Annotated in this window: 17 protein-coding genes; 7 read left to right on the top strand and 10 right to left on the bottom strand. The window is 68.7% G+C overall.

Annotated elements, in window-relative coordinates; translation table 11 throughout:
* Window positions 1-37 precede the first annotated feature (37 nt).
* The 8 genes from ACQP2E_RS02410 to ACQP2E_RS02375 form a co-directional block, all read right to left on the bottom strand.
* Window positions 38-475: a deaminase gene (locus ACQP2E_RS02410; protein ID WP_433828257.1), complete on the bottom strand. Its 438-nt coding sequence runs from the start codon at window positions 473-475 to the stop codon at window positions 38-40.
* 116 nt (window positions 476-591) lie between these two features.
* Window positions 592-1,605, bottom strand: a complete 1,014-nt coding sequence (locus ACQP2E_RS02405) for a coiled-coil domain-containing protein (protein WP_433828256.1) — start codon at window positions 1,603-1,605, stop codon at window positions 592-594.
* Window positions 1,606-1,668: 63 nt separating this feature from the next.
* Window positions 1,669-2,442 carry an SDR family NAD(P)-dependent oxidoreductase gene (locus ACQP2E_RS02400; RefSeq protein WP_433828255.1) on the bottom strand — a complete coding sequence of 258 codons (774 nt, stop codon included), beginning with the start codon at window positions 2,440-2,442 and terminating at the stop codon, window positions 1,669-1,671.
* A gap of 10 nt (window positions 2,443-2,452) precedes the next feature.
* Window positions 2,453-3,274 (bottom strand): inositol monophosphatase family protein, encoded by an 822-nt coding sequence (locus ACQP2E_RS02395; protein WP_433828254.1) that lies wholly within the window; start codon window positions 3,272-3,274, stop codon window positions 2,453-2,455.
* Window positions 3,267-3,722, bottom strand: coding sequence for a response regulator (locus ACQP2E_RS02390; RefSeq protein WP_111648592.1), 456 nt, complete (start codon window positions 3,720-3,722; stop codon window positions 3,267-3,269). Before ACQP2E_RS02390 ends, ACQP2E_RS02395 begins: the two co-directional genes overlap by 8 nt.
* Complete coding sequence (locus tag ACQP2E_RS02385; protein ID WP_433828253.1) at window positions 3,719-5,320, bottom strand: sensor histidine kinase; 1,602 nt, start codon at window positions 5,318-5,320, stop codon at window positions 3,719-3,721. Before ACQP2E_RS02385 ends, ACQP2E_RS02390 begins: the two co-directional genes overlap by 4 nt.
* Entirely contained in the window at window positions 5,317-6,513 is a 1,197-nt protein-coding gene (locus tag ACQP2E_RS02380) for a PP2C family protein-serine/threonine phosphatase (RefSeq protein WP_433828252.1), read from the bottom strand. Before ACQP2E_RS02380 ends, ACQP2E_RS02385 begins: the two co-directional genes overlap by 4 nt.
* A 70-nt stretch (window positions 6,514-6,583) precedes the next feature.
* Window positions 6,584-6,925 (bottom strand): hypothetical protein, encoded by a 342-nt coding sequence (locus ACQP2E_RS02375; RefSeq protein WP_433828251.1) that lies wholly within the window; start codon window positions 6,923-6,925, stop codon window positions 6,584-6,586.
* Between the two features lie 75 nt (window positions 6,926-7,000).
* Here ACQP2E_RS02375 and ACQP2E_RS02370 point away from each other — a divergent pair, with 75 nt between their 5' ends.
* Window positions 7,001-9,355, top strand: coding sequence for a M28 family peptidase (locus ACQP2E_RS02370; protein WP_433828250.1), 2,355 nt, complete (start codon window positions 7,001-7,003; stop codon window positions 9,353-9,355).
* Between the two features lies 1 nt (window position 9,356).
* Here the strand turns inward: ACQP2E_RS02370 and ACQP2E_RS02365 are convergent, their stop codons facing one another.
* Together ACQP2E_RS02365 and ACQP2E_RS02360 are read right to left on the bottom strand one after the other, a co-directional pair.
* Complete coding sequence (locus tag ACQP2E_RS02365) at window positions 9,357-9,641, bottom strand: Smr/MutS family protein (RefSeq protein WP_111648597.1); 285 nt, start codon at window positions 9,639-9,641, stop codon at window positions 9,357-9,359.
* Window positions 9,642-9,651: 10 nt separating this feature from the next.
* The gene (locus ACQP2E_RS02360) at window positions 9,652-10,023 is read right to left on the bottom strand and encodes a tetratricopeptide repeat protein (RefSeq protein WP_433828249.1); all 372 of its coding nucleotides are present in this window, start codon (window positions 10,021-10,023) and stop codon (window positions 9,652-9,654) included.
* A 325-nt stretch (window positions 10,024-10,348) separates the two neighbouring features.
* Here ACQP2E_RS02360 and ACQP2E_RS02355 point away from each other — a divergent pair, with 325 nt between their 5' ends.
* From ACQP2E_RS02355 to ACQP2E_RS02330, 6 genes are all read left to right on the top strand, one after another.
* Window positions 10,349-11,086 (top strand): response regulator transcription factor, encoded by a 738-nt coding sequence (locus tag ACQP2E_RS02355; RefSeq protein WP_111648599.1) that lies wholly within the window; start codon window positions 10,349-10,351, stop codon window positions 11,084-11,086.
* Window position 11,087: 1 nt separating this feature from the next.
* Complete coding sequence (locus ACQP2E_RS02350; RefSeq protein WP_433828248.1) at window positions 11,088-12,707, top strand: HAMP domain-containing sensor histidine kinase; 1,620 nt, start codon at window positions 11,088-11,090, stop codon at window positions 12,705-12,707.
* A 204-nt stretch (window positions 12,708-12,911) separates the two neighbouring features.
* Window positions 12,912-13,976, top strand: a complete 1,065-nt coding sequence (locus ACQP2E_RS02345; protein WP_433828247.1) for a 3-deoxy-7-phosphoheptulonate synthase — start codon at window positions 12,912-12,914, stop codon at window positions 13,974-13,976.
* Window positions 13,977-14,104: 128 nt separating this feature from the next.
* Window positions 14,105-16,297 carry an ArnT family glycosyltransferase gene (locus ACQP2E_RS02340; RefSeq protein WP_433828246.1) on the top strand — a complete coding sequence of 731 codons (2,193 nt, stop codon included), beginning with the start codon at window positions 14,105-14,107 and terminating at the stop codon, window positions 16,295-16,297.
* 146 nt (window positions 16,298-16,443) lie between these two features.
* Entirely contained in the window at window positions 16,444-17,646 is a 1,203-nt protein-coding gene (locus ACQP2E_RS02335) for a glycosyltransferase (protein ID WP_433828245.1), read from the top strand.
* Between the two features lie 232 nt (window positions 17,647-17,878).
* Entirely contained in the window at window positions 17,879-18,151 is a 273-nt protein-coding gene (locus ACQP2E_RS02330; RefSeq protein WP_111648603.1) for a DUF3040 domain-containing protein, read from the top strand.
* Window positions 18,152-18,194: the final 43 nt, after the last annotated feature.

Raw genomic sequence — 18,194 nt, 5'->3', positions numbered from 1 at the left:
ATATCCAGCAGGTTCACAGCGGAAAACGCCGGCAGGTTCACAGCCGGGAGAAGACACCACCCAGGTGCATGTTCGGCTCCGACGCGGACAGCGCGAAGTCCGGCATCTCGATGACCTCGATGCCGGCGGAACGCAGCATCGAGACGCCTTCGCAGGTCACGAAGATGTCCGGCTCGCGCCAGGCGATCACGACCCGCGGGATCCCGGCCGCGATGATCAGGCTGGTGCAGGTGGCGTGCGGACGGCTGGCCCGCTCCGAGCACGGCTCCAGGGTGCTGTAGATCGTCGCGTCCAGCAGCCGGCTGTCACCTGCGGCCTTGAGCAGCGCCGACTCCTCCGCGTGCACCCGGGCGTCGCCGTCCCGGGAGAATCCCGAGGAGATCTCCCGGCCGGACTCGTCAACGATCACGGCTCCAACGGCGAATGCGGTCTCCGAACGAGGGCAGCGGTGCGCCAGGTCGACAGCGCGGCTCATCCACCGGTGGTGGTCCATACGGCTCCAGTCTGCGGTCACGGGTTCGGCCCATGCCTCATCGGAACGCTAGCGCCGCACTTTCGGTAACGAACCAAGAGGGTCCGCAAAAGCAACCATCAGAGCATGGATAGATGCACGTGGTTGGTGTGCACAGCGGCCGGTCCACCGCTCGCGCTGTAGGCACGCCAGCCGGTGCTGGGCATCCAGATCTGCCGATACCAGATCACGTACATCACGCCGAGTTCCGAGGCGTTCTTGACGAAGTACGCGGCGAGCCGGTCACCGAACGCCTTGTCACCGCCGGTCGCCGCAGCATTCTTGAACGTGCTGGAATTCGAGGAGAAGTCGCAGGCCCGGCCTTTCGGGTGCTCGCCGGACGCCCGGGAGCTGTAACAGACCGTGTAACGCTTGAAGCCGTCGTCACGCGACTCGTCGTACGCATGCAGCATGCGTGGTGTGATGCACCCGGTCGACGTCGGGTCGTTGACGGTGCACGATTCCTTGGGCCAGGAACCGTCCGAGTTGCGCGGCGCCGCTTTCGCCGCCGGCGAGTTGACATCGACGAATCCACCGGCCGAGCCGCCGCCGACCTCGGCCAGCGCGAGCTCGGCCTCCCGCTTCTTGCGGGACATCAGGGTGACCTGCTTCTTCTGCTCCTTGATCTCGGCGTCAAGCGCGACCTTGGCGCGTTTCGACGTCTCGACCTCCTCCCGGTAATCGGCCAGCATGGCGCTGTCGATCTGGGCGAGCATGTCGACGCTCTGCACCCGTGCCATGAAGCCGTCCGGTGAGCTGCTGTTGAGCAGCAGGGTGACGGTGCTGATCCGGCCCATCTGATAGGAACGGTTCGCCAGCTCGTTGACTTGCTTGGTCATCACCGAAGCGTCCGCTTCGGTCTTCTTGAGAGTCGCGGCGAGCTGCTTCTGCCGCTTTTTGGAGCTGGCGAGTTTCGTCTTCGCCTGGTCGTAACCCTTGGCGGCGGTCTCGAGCGCGGTACGCAGCTTCTTGCTGCCGCCCTCGTCATCCGGGTCGGCGAATGCGGGGGACCCTGGGACCGCAAGAATCATCGCGACGGCGGCGACGATCAGGGCGAGCAGGGCGGTGCACCGGCGCGGGAATCTGGCCGCCACGAAGACCTCCAAGTCGTAAGCGCCGGTACTTTACCGTGCCCGACCTGGGTAGACATAGATCGATCAGGTGGCCGAATATCCACCATCGACGAAGAGTGTCTGTCCGGTTACCGCCTGGGATGAATCACTCGCCAGGAAAACCGCACATCCGGCAAAATCCGCCGGTAAGCCATTGCGGCCGATCATCGTCCGGGAGGCGTGCGCCGACACTTTCGAGGCATCGGCGAACACCGCTTCGGTGAGTGGGGTGTGCACGACGCCGGGCGCGATCGCGTTGCAGCAGACGCCTTGGCGCGACCACGCCTCGGCCTGCGAGCGGGTCAGCCCGACCAGTCCGGCTTTCGCCGCGCCGTAAGCGCCGCTGTTGCCATAGGCCCGGAACGCCTGCTGGGACACCACGTTGATGATCCGGCCCCAGCCGCGCCGGGCCATCGCCGGCCCGAACGCCTGCCCGAGCAGGAACGGCGCCGTCAGGTTCGCCTCCAGGGTCACGTCCCAGACGTCGTCGGTCAGCTCGCCGAGCGGCGGTCGAAGGTTCACCGCCGCGGAGTTCACCAGCACGTCCGGTTCTCCGTACTCAGCAATGATCTTGGAGGCGGCGGTCTTGACCGCCTCGCGCACGGTGAGGTCAGCGGAGATCGCGTGGGCTTCGGCGCCGTGCTCGCGCAGCTCGGCGACGACTTCGGCCATCGGCGCCTCGCGCCGGGCGACAAGCACCACACGCGCGCCGGAACGGCCGAGAGCCAGGGCGATCTCCCTGCCGATCCCGCTGCTGCCGCCGGTCACCACCGCGGTGCGACCGCTAAGACCAAAGAGCCGATCAAGGTACGAGGACACGCCGCCGACTTTAACCCTCGGGTACGACAGGAGGGCCGTCCGGGAACAGCGTGCCGTGCACGGTTTCCCAGATCTCGTCATTCGGCGCCACCAGCAGGCCGCGCTGCCGATCCGTCGGCCGGTACGGGCTGCTGTCGAGGTGACGCACGGTTCCGCCGGCCTCGGTGACGATCAGGCTGCCCGGCACGTGGTCCCACGGCAGGATCCGCCAGAACATCGCGAACTGCTGCTCATCGGTGGCCAGCGCCGGGTACTCGTACCCGGCGCAGTGTTTGCCGGCGGTGAAACCGCCCAAGCCGGCGGCGTTCGCACGGACCTGGTGCCGCAGATCGTCAGGCAGGTATTTCGCGGCGATCACGCCGTGCAGCGCGGCCGCACCCGGATCGTCGGTGCGGGTCTTGACCCGGACGCCGTCGCGGTACGCGCCGGAACCGGCCTCGGCCACCGTGAGGTGATCGCCGACCACGTCGAGGATCCAGGCGGCCTGCGGCTCGCCGTCACGGACCAGCGCGACCATCACGCAGAACGGTGTCTTGCCGGCGGCGAAGTTGTTCGTGCCGTCGACCGGGTCGACGATCCACACGGCGCCTTCGGAGGCGAGCCGGTCACGGACCGACGGGTCAGCGGCGACCGATTCCTCGCCGACCACCAGGGAACCGGGCAGCAGCGCGGTAAGGCCCTTGGTCAGCGCTACCTCGGACTCCTGGTCGGCGACGGTGACCAGGTCACCCGGCGCCTTCTGGGACACCTCGCCCTCGGCCAGGTGTTTCCACCGAGGCAGGACGATGGTGTGCGCGACCTCGCGGATGAGTTCGGCGACCTGATCAAGCACGCGGCGGCAACTTCACGACGCTGACGAAGAACTCGTCGATCTGGCGGATCACCGCGATGAACCGCTCGAAGTCCACCGGCTTGGTCACGTACGCGTTCGCGTGCAGCTGGTAACTGCGCAGGATGTCCTCGTCGGCGGAGGAGGTGGTCAGCACGACGACCGGGATCCGGCCCAGTTCGTCGTCCTTCTTGATCTCCTCAAGCACCTCACGGCCGTCCCGTTTCGGCAGGTTCAGGTCAAGCAGGATCAGGTCGGGGCGCACCGCGCCGGCGAACTGGCCCTCGCGGCGCAGGTACGCCAGCGCCTCCGAGCCGTCCTGCACGACGGTGAGCCGGTTGCGGACCTTGTGCTCCTCGAACGCTTCCTGGGTCATCAGGACATCGCCCGGATCGTCCTCGACCAGCAGCACCTCGATCGGTGTGCCGCCCTCCCGGGATTCCAAGCTCATGCTCCCACCGCTTCCCGTGTGTCGGCCTGTGTCTGGGGGTCCTCGGTACCGGGCAGCACCGGCAGCGTGAAGTGGATCGACGCGCCCTCCGGCACCTCGACGTCCAGCCAGACCCGCCCGCCATGGTATTCGACGATCTTCTTGACGATTGCCAGTCCGATGCCGGTCCCCTCGTACGCGTCCCGCGAGTGCAGGCGCTGGAAGATCACGAACACCTTGTCAGCGAACTCGGCCTCGATGCCGATCCCGTTGTCCCGGACGTTGAGCTGCCACTCCTCGCCGTCACGTTCCACCGAGACGTGGATCGCCGGCGGGACGTCCGGCCGGCGGAACTTCAGCGAATTGCCGAGCAGGTTCACGAAGAGCGTGGTGAGCAGCGGCTCCTCGCCCTCCACAGTGGGCAGCGGGTCCCAGGTGATCTCGGCGTCCTCGCCGGCCCGGGCCTCCAGCTGCGACTTCACCTCGGTCAGCACCTTGTTCAGGTCGACCTCGGCGAAACCGCTGGTGAGGCGGCCGATCCGGGAGAACGCCAGCAGGTCGTTGATCAGCCGCTGCATGCGCTGCGCGCCGTCGACCGCGAACGCGATGTACTGGTCGGCGCGCTCGTCCATCTGTCCGGCGTACCGGCGCTGGAGCAGCTGGCAGAAACTCGCCACCTTACGCAGCGGCTCCTGGAGGTCGTGCGAGGCGACGTACGCGAACTGCTCCAGGTCGCGGTTGGACCGGGTCAGCTCCTCGGTCTGCGACTTGAGCTGCTGGTTCACCCACTCGACGTGGGTACGCGCCTCGCGTACCTCGGACAGCTCGCTGGCGATCTGCTGCCGCATCCGGTCGACGTCCGCGGCGAGCAGCACCAGGTCGGACGAGCCGCGTTTGCTCTCGATGTGCCGGTCGTAATCGCCGGCCGCCACCTGGCGCACCTGCTCGGCCAGCTCGGTGATCGGCTTGGTCACCACCCGGTCCAGCAGGAAGAGCAGGAACGCGCCGGTCAGCACGATGATCACGGCGGCGGCGACCTCGATCGCCACCATGGTGCGGCTGGAGTCGCGGGCCGCGTCCGCCGAGGCGGTCCGCAGCACCTGGATGTGCGACTGCATCTCGGCGACCGCGGTACGCACCGCGTCGAAGTCCGAGGTGTCGGAGGCGTCGACCAGCGCCTGGGCGGCCTCCGGCCCCTGCTCCCGGGCGGTCTTGATGATCGGGTCCGCGACGTCAGTCCGCCAGGTGTCGGCTCGCGCCTTGACCATCGCGAGAGCGTTGCGGATGTCGTCGTCCTCGGGGTTGAGCAGCGTCTCGATCCGGGCGACCTGCCGTTGCTGGTCGGCAAGCCCGGTCTCGTACGGCTGCAGGTTGCGCATGTCACCGGTGATCGCGTAACCGCGGACGCCGGTCTCCTGGTCGACAAGCGCGGTGTTCAGCGTCTCGCCGGCGGCCCGCATCGGGCTCGCCCGGTTCAGCACGTCGTCGACCTGCCGGTTGTTCGCCGCGGCGGTGGCCGCGGCGAAGATGCCGAGCCCGCCGAGCACCACACCGACCGCCACGCAGAGCGCGATGATCCGCTGGCGCAGCGTCCAGCTGCGCACGTTGAACAGGTTCACCGTCCACCACCTCGGGAGATCAGCAGCATCGCCACGTCGTCGGTGAGCGGCCCACCGTTGCCCTGGTCGGCGCGGGCGACCAGCCACGGCGGCAACCCGGTCAGGGACACCTCACGGGCGGCCGGCTCGTCCAGCAGCTTGCAGAGTCCATCCACGTCGAGCCGCTCGTTACCCGCGCCGGTGTGCCCCTCGATGAGGCCGTCCGTGTACATCAGCAGTGACCAGTCATTCCCGGTGAACTCCAACTCGGTCGCGGGTGTCGGCGTGGGACGTACCCCGAGCACGATTCCGGTACGCGCATTGACCGGATGGGCCTGCCCACCGGAGAGCACAACGGGCGGCGGATGGCCGGCCAGCCGGACCGTCGCACGGTTCGCCGGCAGGTCGATGACCGCGGCCGCCACCGTGGCGAACACCTCCCGAGCTCGGCGCTCGGACATCAGCACCTGCTCCAGCGAAGGCAGCACCTGGTCTTCCGGAACGCCGGCGAGCACCAGCGCCCGCCACGCCACCCGGAGCTCGACACCGAGGGCGGCCTCGTCGACACCGTGCCCGCAGACGTCGCCGACGATCACATGGAGCCGGTCCTCGCCGATCTGCACCACGTCGAAGAAGTCGCCGCCGAGCAGGCCCAGCGCCCGCCCGGAGCGGTAGAACGTCTCGACCGACACCTCGTCGGTCTGCATCAGCGGCTGCGGCAGCAGGCCCCGCTCGAGGCGAGCCGACTCGGCCTGGAGCAGCTCCACCTCGCGCAGCCGGCGGGCGTTCTCGTCGGCGCGTTTGCGCTCGACCGCGTACCGCAGCGAACGGATCAGCAGCACCCCGTCGACCTGGCCCTTGACCAGGTAGTCCTGGGCACCCTCGGCGACCGCCTGGACACCGAGGTGCTCGTCGGAGCGCCCGGTGAGCACACAGACCGCGGCGCTGCCGGCGACGGCGAGCAGCTTGCGGAGCCCGTCGATGCCCTCCGCGTCGGGCAGGCCCAGGTCGAGCAGCACGCACTCGACACCGGTCAGCCGTTCCCGCGCCTCGCGCAGGCTGCTGGCCACGGTCAGTTCGAAGGAAGTGTCCGCCTCGCTGAGCAGCTCACGAACGAGAAAAGCATCGCCCTCGTCGTCCTCGACGAGCAGGATCCGCAACCGTTCCAGCTGGTTCGCCGCGTACCGAGAGGGCGCGAGCGACCGCTCCGTCATTCCGTTTCCCCACTCGACGCATAGGTGACCTGCAAATCGTCCACCACTAGGGGCGCGACCACAACTGGGCTCATTGTGAGCTGTCGTTCTCGCTCGCTACCCGGCGGGCATGCTCGGCGATCACCTGACCCAGAATTCCGTGCAACTGACCGCAATCGCGGCAATGCAGGTTCTCGTCGAGGTGCCGGCCGCCACAGCCGATGCAGTTCCCCCGGTCCTCCGGGTCGCGATAGGACACCAGCGCCTTGCACATTGCGCGCACCACGTGATCACTGAGGGTGAAGACATCCTCCCCCAAAGCGGTACGCACCCCGACGACGGCGACAGGGGCGGCGTCCGGGTGCGGGTTGTATGGAGACACCGCGTCGATGAATTCCGCGATGACTGCGGCCGGGTCGAGCGGAGTAGTCACCCGGTCCACGCTATTGCACGCGCCAATGGATCTTCGGGGTACCCGCCGGAGGCCCTGGGCGCTTAGATGTCACCCATGCGTGACTTCGCTCTCACCCGGCCGGCTCGCCGGGGGATCGCCGCTGCGGCGGTCCTGGCCGTTCTGGCCCTGGCCGGGTTCTTCGCCGTACGGTCGATCACCCCGCCGGCGGCCCTGCCCGCGTCCGCCCCGGCCGGCGACTTCAGCGCTGAACGCGCCTTCGAACAGGTACGCACGATCGCGTCCGAACCGCACCCGGCCGGCAGCGCGGCGAACGAGAAGGTCCACGACCACCTGATCGAGACCTTGCGCGGACTGGGCCTGTCGCCCGAGTCGCAGGACACCGTGACGATCCAGGGCGGCACGCTGTCGGCCAGCGCGGGCGGCGCCGGACTGGCCCGGGTACGCAACGTGGTCACGCTGATCCCGGGCACCGCATCGACCAAGCGGATCTTCCTGGTCGCGCATTACGACTCGGCGCAGGTCGGCCCGGGCGGCAACGACGACGCGGCCGGCACCGCCTCGGTCCTGGAGATCGCCCGTGCGCTGACCAGCGCCGGCGACCGGCTGCGCAACGACGTGGTGCTGGTGCTCACCGACGCCGAGGAGGCCTGCCTCTGCGGCGCGAAGGCGTTTGTCGACCAGCACCCGCTGGCCCGTGACGGCGGGGTGGTGCTGAACCTGGAGGCCCGTGGCAGCGACGGCCCGGCGATCATGTTCGAGACGTCGGAGAACAACGGGCGGCTGGTCGGGGCGTACAGCGCGGCGCCGCAGCCGGTCGGCACGTCGTTCGCCGTGGAGATCTATCGGCTGCTGCCGAACGACACCGACTTCACCCCGTTCCTGGACGCCGGTTTCCTCGGGCTGAACGCCGCGTACATCGACGGCGCGGCCGTCTATCACGCACCTACCGACACGCCGGAGTCGATGAACCGGGACAGCCTGCAGCATCACGGCGAGAACACCCTGGCGGTCCTGCGCGAACTGGGCGGACGTGACCTCGCCGGCATCGGTGACGGCGGCGACGCCACCTACTTCCCGGTGCCCGGCCTGCTGATCCGGTACCCGGGTTCACTGGTCCTGCCGCTCGCCGTGCTGGCCCTGGTCGCGGTCGTGGCCCTGGCCTGGCTGGCACGCCGGCAGGGCCGGGCCACGGCCGGGCGGATGGCCGCGGCCACCGGGCTCACCCTGATCCCGATCGTCGTCGCTCCGGCGCTGGCACAGGGCCTGTGGACGCTGCTCACCCTGATCCGGCCGGCGTACGCCGGGCTGCCGATCGACCCGTACCGTCCACTCTGGTATCGCCTCGCGGTGATCGCTGTCGCCGCGTTCACGGTGCTCACCTGGTACGCGCTGCTGCGCCGCCGGATCGGACCGGCTGCCCTCGCGGTGGCCGGGTTCGGCTGGCTGGCCGTGCTGGGTGTGGTGCTCGCGGTGCTGACGCCCGGTGGCGCGTACCTGGCGACCCTGCCGGCTCTGGCCGGCGCGCTCGCCGCGATCGTCGCGGTGACGCTGGAGAAAACCGCGCTCCCCGCGATCACCGCAGGCGCCGTCGTCGCCGTGGTGATCCTGCTGCCCACCGTGCTGATGCTCTTCCCCGCACTGGGCATGCCGATGGCCGGAGTCGGCGCGTTCCTGACGGTGCTGCTGGCACTCGCCCTGCTGCCGGTCTTCGACCTGATCCATCCGGCAGCCGGTGGCGCCCGCGGCACCGAGGCGGCGAAGGCCCGGCGGCTGGGCGCGGCGCCGGCCGCTCTCGCCGCTGTCGCCGCGCTGGTCTGCACCGGGACCGGCCTGGCCGTCGACCGATTCGACGCCGAGCACCCGTCGCTGACCCACCTGATGTACGCACTCGACGCGGACACCCAGCAGGCCCGCTGGCTCAGCCAGGAGACCGATCCACAGGACTGGACGTCGCAGTACCTCACCGAGCCGGCCGGCACGATCACCGCGCTGTTGCCGGCTTTCGGTGACGAGGAGCTGCGGACCGGCCCGGCGCCGGCCTGGTCCGACCTCGCCGCGCCCGCGCTCACCCTGACCGGGGACAGCACGGCCGGCAGTTCCCGGACCCTGCGGTTGCTGTTGAAGCCGCAACGGCCTGCCAGGTTCGTGACCCTGCACGTGGCGGAATCGTCCCAGGTGACTCAGGCAACCGTCGGCGGACGTCCGGTCGACGTGACCGGCGCGGCCGGCGCCGGCTGGGGTTTCGGCTTTGTCTTCCACGCGCCGCCGGCCGAGGGCGTGGAGATCACCCTGACCGTGAGCGGAACCGGCCCGGTCACCTTCCGCGCCATGGACGCGACCGACGACGTCACCACGATCCCCGGGTTCCAGCCCCGGCCCGCGGGCATCGGCGTCCTCGGTTCACACAGCAGCGAGATGGTCGCGGTCGCGCGCAGTTACCAGCTTTGAGTCAGCGCCCGCGCCCGCGACGTCCGGTGGACACGTCGTGCCGGAAGTGGATGAAGAGACGGCCCCAGTTGTCGCCGTCCTTCTCCACCCGGTGATAGAGCTGTTTGATCTCTTTCTGGTCGAGGAAGCGGAGCACCTTTTTCTTCAGCGCTCCGCTTCCCTTGCCAGGGATGATCTCGACGAGGGAGGCCTTTTTCTGGATCGCCTCGTCGATGATGCCCCGCAGGGCACGGTCGATCTCGTGCCCTTTGTTGAAGATGTCGTGCAGATCCAGCTTCAGCTTCACGCCCGAAACCCTACGCGGACTCGTTCTTGCCGAGCCAGGTCTCGACCCGGCGCAGCGCCTCCTGATAGTCCGGCTGCGTCTTCATCGCGGCGGCCAGCCGCAGGTGCGGCAGGGCCTCACGAAATCGGCCGGCCCTCTCCAGGGTCCGGCCGAGCACGTGGTGCGCGTAGTGATCGGACGGATCATGGTCGACCAGCGCCCGCAACTGGGCCTCCGCGCCCTTGAGCTGGGCCGAGTTGAAATAGGCCCGGGCGAGCAGCTGGCGGACCGCGGTGTTGTGCGGCTCGGCCTCGACTATTGGCTCCAGCAGCTTCGAGGCGCCGAGCGGGTCACCGGACTCGAAGAAGAAAGTCGCCCTGCGGTACTCCTCGAGAAGATCCACGTCACGCTCCCCACGCCTCGGCGCCGCCGACATTGACCAACGCTCGCACAAACACCCGCCAGTCGGCGAGTGTTCCCACGCGTGATTCCGCCGAGCCATCTGGCGGCTGTCGTCAGCGCTTCAACAGGAGCAGAGCGATCCCTCCGGTCAGAAGGAGCATCGCGAGCAGTTTGGATTCCACTCTCACGCGACCATTATGTTACTTTTACCCGTTTGGCGGGCAAGCCTCGCCGCCAATGCTCGTGACCTAACTGTGTCCGTACCGCACAGCTGCTACACAGGAGACGAAAAGCCGGCGCAGAGCGTCGCCCAGGAAAGTAGGGGCATGACGATGGCGAACGCAGACACCAGCACCGAACTCCGGCGGCCCGATGGGACCCCGGTCCGGGTTCTCGTGGTCGACGACGAGCCGACTCTCGCCGAGCTGCTCTCGATGGCGCTGCGATACGAGGGCTGGGAGGTCAAGAGCGCCGGTGACGGCATGACCGCCGTGCGTACGGCCCGGGAGTTCCGTCCGGACGCCGTCATTCTGGACATGATGCTGCCCGACATCGACGGGCTTGAGGTGCTGCGCCGCCTCCGTGGCGAGTCTCCCGAGGTCCCGGTGCTGTTCCTGACCGCCAAGGACTCGGTCGAGGACCGGATCACCGGCCTGACCGCCGGCGGCGACGACTACGTGACCAAGCCGTTCAGCCTGGAAGAGGTGGTGGCCCGGCTGCGCGGTCTGATGCGCCGGATGGGTCACGCGCCGATGCGTACCGAGTCGCAGCTCGTCGTCGGCGACCTGACCTTGGACGAGGACTCGCACGAGGTGCGCCGCGCCGGAGACCTGATCACGCTGACCGCGACCGAGTTCGAGCTGCTGCGCTATCTCATGCGCAACCCGCGCCGGGTGCTGAGCAAGCCGCAGATCCTCGACCGCGTGTGGAACTACGACTTCGGCGGGCAAGCCAATGTCGTGGAGCTCTACATCTCGTACCTGCGCAAGAAGATCGACGCCGGCCGCGCGCCGATGATCCACACCATGCGCGGCGCGGGTTACGTCCTCAAGCCGGCCGACTGACATGACCGCCGCCGACACCCGCCCCCGCCCCGCCCGCTGGCGCAGTCCAGCGGGCTGGCCCCTGCGCACCCGGCTGGTCGCCACCATGATCGCCCTGCTCGCGGTCCTGGGCCTGGTCGTCGGCAGCACCGCGGAGATCTACCTGCAGAAGTCGCTCTACAGCCAGCTCGACGGCAAACTCGCGGACGCCCAGAAGTACGCCACCTTCGGTAACGGGGGCGGCAACAAGCCGCGGACCGACGAGCTCCCGGAAAACTTCCAGATCCGGCGGACGAGCCCTCTCGAAGAACCACCGCCGAACGTCTCGGGCGGCACCGTCCTGCTCTACCTCGACCCGTCCGACACCTCCACAGCCGCCGGCGGTGGCCTGGTTCAGTTCAAGAACTCGGACAGCGATTCCGCCTTCGGCAACAACGCCTACTCCGATCTCAGCGCCGCGGACCTCAGCGCGCTGACCACGGCCGCGCTCAGCGCGGACGGCGAGCCCGTCGACGTCGAACTTTCCGGCCTGGGCAAGGAGTACCGCGCCGTCACCGGGAGTGCCCGCATCGACGGCGAGACCTACACCATCATCTCGGCGCTCTCGCTGACCGACGTCAATCACACGCTGGTCACCGTTGCGATGTTCACCGGTTGCGTCGTTCTCGGGTCGCTGCTCATTGCCGGGTGGGGTGGGGCGCTCATCGTCCGTCGTACCCTCAAGCCGCTGGATCGAGTGGCAGCGACCGCGACCCGGGTCTCCGAGCTCAGGCTGGACCGCGGCGAGGTGCAACTCGCGCAGCGAGTGCCCGAGCGGGACACCGATCCGCGCACCGAGGTCGGCCAGGTCGGCGCGGCGCTGAACGCGATGCTCGACCACGTCGGCAATGCCCTCGAAGCGCGGCACGCCAGCGAGATGCAGGTGCGTCAGTTCGTCGCCGACGCCAGCCACGAGTTGCGTACGCCGCTCGCCGCGATCCGTGGGTACGCCGAGCTCAGCCGGCGCAGCCGCCAGGTGATCCCGGACGAGATCGCGCACGTGCTGACCCGGGTCGAGTCCGAGGCGAAACGGATGACCGCGCTCGTCGAGGACCTGCTGCTGCTCGCCAGGCTGGACGCCGGCCGGCCTCTCGCGCAGGACCCGGTCGACCTGACCATGCTCGCCGTCGACGCGACAAGCGACGCGCACGCCGCCGGACCCGGCCATTACTGGCAGCTCGACCTGCCGGAGGAGCCGGTCACGGTGATCGGTGACGGCGCCCGGCTGCACCAGGTGCTGGCCAACCTGCTCGCCAATGCGCGTACCCACACGCCGGAGGGCTCGACCGTGACGGTCAAGGTCGGCGCCGTGCCGAACGCCGCAGTGCTCCAGGTGATCGACAACGGTCCGGGTATCCAGCCCGAGCTGGCGTCGCGGATCTTCGAGCGGTTCACCCGGGGCGACAGCTCCCGCTCGCGTGCCGCCGGCAGCACCGGCCTCGGCCTGTCGATCGTGCACGCGGTGGTCACCTCGCACCGCGGCAAGGTGGGTGTACAGAGCCGGCCCGGGCAGACGGTTTTCACCGTGATGCTGCCGCTCGGCCCACCACCCGTCGTCCCAACAGCTGAACAACACGTACAGGAGCTGCACTCCGTACGTTGATGTGGCTATGCTGGCGGCGTGCTTCAGATCTGTGCGTTCTATTGGTTTACGAGGCCGGCTCACGCCGGTGACTCGGCCATGACCGCATGACCTGAGACACCCGCCAGAGCCGGCCGAGGCAGCGACGCGACGTCGCTGCCTTTTTGTTTGCCACGAGCAAGCCGGCTCTCGCCTCGGGCGCCGGCGAAGGAGAGAGAAACCGCCATGACCGCCCCTGAGGTGCAGCGAGTTCGCGACCAGCGCATCGAGAAGGTCGTCCCGCTGATGAGCCCGGCGCTGCTGCACCACGAGCTGCCGCTGACGTCTGAGTTGCATGACACCGTGCTGGCCGGCCGTAAGCAGGTCGAGGACGTGCTGAACGGCCGAGATCAGCGGCTGCTCGTCGTCGTCGGACCGTGTTCCGTGCACGACCCGATCGCCGCCGGCGAGTACGCCGACCTCCTGCAGAAGGAGGCCGAGCGGCTCAGCGAGGACCTGCTGATCGTGATGCGGGTTTACTTCGAGAAGCCGCGTTCCACTGTCGGCTGGAAGGGCCTGATCATGGACCCGGCCCTGGACGGCACCGGCGACGTCGGCACCGGCCTACGGGTCGCCCGCAAGCTTCTGCTCGAAGTCCTCGGCCGGGGCCTGCCGGTCGCGGTCGAGTTCCTCGACCCGATCACCCCGCAATACATCGCGGACACCGTGGCGTGGGGTGCGATCGGCGCGCGTACCGTCGAGTCGCAGGTGCACCGCCAGCTCTCCTCCGGGCTGTCGATGCCGATCGGCATGAAGAACCGCCCCGACGGCAGCGTCTCCACTGCCGTCGACGCGATCCAGGCCGCGGCCGCGCAGCACGTCTTCCCGGGGATCGATTACTCCGGCACCCCGGCCATCCTGCACACCACCGGAAACCCGGACTGCCACCTGGTTCTGCGTGGTGGCGGTGGCAAGCCGAACTACAGCGCCGCGGACGTTGCCGCATCGGTGGAGTTGCTGCGCAAGGCCGGTCTGCCCGAGCGGCTCGTCATCGACTGCTCGCACGGCAACAGCAACAAGGACCACCTGCGCCAGCCGATCGTGGTCGAGGACGTGTCCGCCCAGGTGGAGGCCGGCCAGCAGGCCATCAGCGGCGTGATGCTGGAGAGCTTCATCGAGCCGGGTCGTCAGGACCTGGGCGGAACGCTCACCTACGGGCAGTCGGTCACCGACGCCTGCATGGGCTGGGACACCACGGTGGCGACGCTGGAGCGGCTTGCCGCGGCATCGGCGAAGCGCCGCGCTCTCTGAGGCTCTTATCCCTGTGAGTCCGCTTTGGACTCACAGGGATCACACAGTTCGGCCACAAGTCCGCGACAGAACATCCGTCAATCGTTCATCGGGTACGAATCCGCCAGCTCTCCCTGGGGAGTACCTAGATGACCACGACGTTGCCGCCGCCCGTTATCGAGGAGCCGGCGGAACCGCCCGCTCCACCACGTGACCGTACGGGCGCGGCTCGCCTCTTCCTGGGTCGCAACGACGCTGCCTGGATCCGTCCCTCGCTGATAACCCTTCTCGTGCTGACCGCGGTTCTCTACATCTGGGGACTTGGCGCGTCCGGCTGGGGCAACGCCTTCTACTCCGCGGCCGTGCAGGCCGGATCGGAGAGCTGGAAGGCCTTCTTCTACGGCTCCTCCGACGCGGCCAACGCGATCACCGTCGACAAGACGCCGGCCGCGCTCTGGATCATGGCCCTTTCGGTACGCGTTTTCGGCCTCAGCTCGTGGAGCATCCTCGTACCGCAGGCACTTCTCGGCGTCGCCACCACAGGACTGCTCTACGCCACGGTGCGCCGGGCCGGATTCGGTCCGGCCGCCGGCCTGCTCGCCGGTGCGATCTCCGCGCTCACCCCGGTCGCCGTGCTGATGTTCCGATTCAACAACCCGGACGCACTGCTGGTCCTGCTCATGGTCGCCGGCGCGTACGCGACACTGCGTGCCGTGCAGACCGGCTCCACCAAGTGGGTCGTGCTGATCGGCGTCTTCGTCGGATTCGCCTTCCTCGCCAAGATGCTCCAGGCACTGCTCGTGGTGCCGGCGTTCGGTCTCGCGTACCTGATCGCTGGTCCGCCGAAGATCGGTAAGCGCCTCGTTCAGCTGGTGCTCGCCCTGGTCGCGCTCGTGGTGTCGGCCGGCTGGTACATCGCCATCGTCGAACTCGTCCCGGCGTCGATGCGGCCGTACATCGGTGGCTCGCAGAACAACAGCCTGCTCGAACTCACCCTCGGCTACAACGGACTCGGCCGGCTCAACGGCGAGGAGACCGGCAGCGTCGGCGGCGGCGCAGGTGGAGGTGGCGGCGGCAATGCCGGCGGCATGTGGGGTGAGGGCGGACCGCTGCGCCTCTTCGAGAGCGCACAGGGCGGTCAGATCTCCTGGCTGCTGCCCGCCGCGCTGATCCTGCTGGTGGCCGGCCTGGTGATCACGGCTCGCCGTGCCCGCACCGACGTGCAGCGCGCTGCTCTGATCATCTGGGGCGGCTGGCTGGTGACCACCGGACTGGTCTTCAGCTTCATGCAGGGCATCTTCCACGCGTACTACACGGTGGCGCTGGCCCCGGCGATCGGCGGCGTGGTCGCGATGGGCGCCACGCTGCTGTGGGAGAGGCGGCGCAACATCTTCGCGGCGCTCACCCTGGGCGCCACGATCGCGGTGACGGCGTGGTGGTCGTACAAACTGCTGGCCCGCAGCTCCGACTTCCTCCCCTGGCTGCGGTTGCCGGTCCTGATCGTCGGCATCGTGGCGGCGGTCGCGGTGGTCGCCACCTTCCGGCTCGGCCGGCGGCTGGCGCTGGTCGCGGCAACTGTCGCGGCGGTCGCCGGCCTGGCCGGTCCTGCCGCCTATGCGGTGCAGACAGCCTCCGAGCCGCACACCGGATCGATCCCGTCCGCGGGCCCGGCGGTGGCCGGCGGCTTCGGCGGCGGCCCGGGTGGCGGCGGCGGTCGCGGCGGGTTCAACCGCGGCGGCGGCCAGGGCGGCTTCCCCGGCGGCGGGGCTCCTGGCGGCGGGGCTACCGGTGGCGGCGCTACCGGCGGCGGCGCTACTGGTGGCGGCGTTACCGGTGGCGGCGCTCCCGGCGGCGGTCAGGGCGGTTTTCCTGGCGGTGGTCAAGGCGCTGCCCCGGGCGGCGGCTTCGGCGGGCAGACCGGCGGCGGGCAGACCGGCGACGGTGGTGGGATGCGCGGCGGCGGCATGGGTGGCCTGCTCAACGCGGTCGAGGTCAGTGACGAGATGAAGGCGCTGCTCGAAGCGAACGCCGACCAGTACACCTGGGTGGCGGCCGCGATCGGCTCGCAGAGCGCTTCCGGATATCAGCTGGCGACCGAGAAGCCGGTCATGGCAGTAGGCGGCTTCAACGGCACCGACCCGTCACCCACCCTCGAAGAATTCCAGAAGTACGTGACCGACGGCAAGATCCACTACTTCATCGGCGGCGGCAGCTTCAGCCGCGGCGGCGGTAACGGCGGCAGCAGCTTCAGCAGCCAGATCAGCGAGTGGGTGGCTGCCAACTACACGGCCAAAACGGTGGACGGCACCACGATCTACGACCTGACCTCCCCCACCGCCTAGAAAGAGATTCGCCGCGATCTTGGTAAGCCCTGGTCGAAATTTGGGCCGGGCTTGCCAAGATCGCGGCTTTTTCATGGGTAGGTCTCACAGGGGGCTCCAAGGGCGCTTATACGGAGCGCCCAGAAGGGCGGCGGACGCTTTTCGGCATGAGTCTTTCGACCGCGCCTTCGCCGGATGCCGGGTCGCGCCTTGTGGGTTCGCCGGTTCTCGATGTGGTGATTCCGGTCTACAACGAGGAGGTTGACCTCGGTCCCTGTGTGCGTCGGTTGCACGGATATCTCGCGGCCAACTTTCCTTACCCGTTCCGGATCACGATTGCGGACAACGCCAGCGTGGACCGGACAGCGGCGGTGGCACAGGGGCTGACCAGGAGTTTTCCTGAGGTGGCCGCGGTTCATCTGGCCGAGAAAGGGCGCGGGCGTGCGCTGAAACATGTCTGGACGCACTCGGACGCCGCCGTGCTGGCCTATATGGACGTCGATCTTTCGACCGATCTGGGCGCGCTGCTTCCGCTGGTGGCGCCGCTGATTTCCGGGCATTCGGATCTTGCTATCGGGTCGCGGCTGGCGCGTGGTTCGCGGGTGGTTCGTGGGGCCAAGCGGGAGCTCATCTCGCGCGGTTACAACCTCATTCTGCGCGGCACTCTGGCGGCGCGGTTCTCGGACGCGCAATGCGGATTCAAGGCTATCCGGGCCGATGTCGCCTCCCGGCTGCTGCCGATGGTGGAGGACACCGGCTGGTTCTTCGATACCGAGATGCTGGTGCTGGCCGAGAAGGCCGGGCTGCGCATCCACGAGGTGCCGGTGGACTGGGTGGACGATCCGGACAGCCGGGTCGACATCGTCGCCACCGCGGTCGCCGACCTCAAAGGAATCGTGCGAATTCTGCGGGGCATCGGCTCCGGGACGATTCCTCTCGGGATGCTGCGGGAGCAGGTCGGGCGGCCGGCGCCGGCCGGCCTGACCGGGCAGCTGATCCGGTTCGCGGCGGTCGGTGTGGCGAGCACGCTCGCCTACTTGGTGCTCTACGCGCTGCTGCGCGACGGGATGGGGCCGCAGTGGGCGAATCTCACGGCACTGCTCGTGACCGCGGTGGCGAACACCGCCGCGAACCGGCGGGTGACGTTCGGCGTACGCGGTTCGGACGGGGCGTGGCGGCATCAGGCACAGGGCCTCGTGGTGTTCGGAATCGGTCTCGCGCTGACGAGCGGTTCGCTGGCACTGCTGCACGCCGTGGCGGAGCGACCGCATTGGATCGCCGAGCCTGCCGTGCTCGTGACGGCGAACCTGGTGGCCACCGCGGTCCGCTTCCTCATGTTGCGGGTCTGGGTGTTCCGGTCCCGCACCTGATCAGTTTCGACCGAACACGGCGGCACCCCCGGGCGAAGGGGTGCCGCCGTTCCGTACATATCTGATCTTTCCGGTGAACCCGGTAGCAGGTGGGCGCGGCGAAGTGAGCCGCGCGAAAAAATCGGCACACCGAGCCGTATCACAAATGCAACTCAGAGGTAACAATGGCTGTGACCGAGATCGCTGTATCTCGATCAGCTGAACCGGCGCGGCGGGACCGGAAGGTGACGGCATGCTCAGTAAAGAGGACAACCGGCGGCTGGCGCAGCTCGAGCGTCAGCTCCAGAGGGACGACCCGGAGTTCTGCGCCCGGATGGGCGGCGGCAACTTCAGCGTCTCGGCGACCGGACGCCCTCCCCTACCGCTTTTCATCATCGCTGCCGTGATCGCCGTCGCCTCGCTGGTGCTCGGCCTGGTGGGTTGGTGGATCGCCGCAGCGGTGGTGGCGGCCTGGTCGGTCGCTACCGCGATCGCGGGCGCGTTCCGCTGGCGCAACTCCCGGTAAACGTGGAAAGGGCCCCCACCGGATCGCTCCGGCGGGGGCCCTT

Source organism: Actinoplanes sp. CA-015351 (assembly GCF_050955685.1).
Classification (GTDB): Bacteria; Actinomycetota; Actinomycetes; order Mycobacteriales; family Micromonosporaceae; genus Actinoplanes.
Note: the sequence above shows the minus strand (reverse complement) of the source record. Positions and strands in the feature narration are given on the sequence as shown.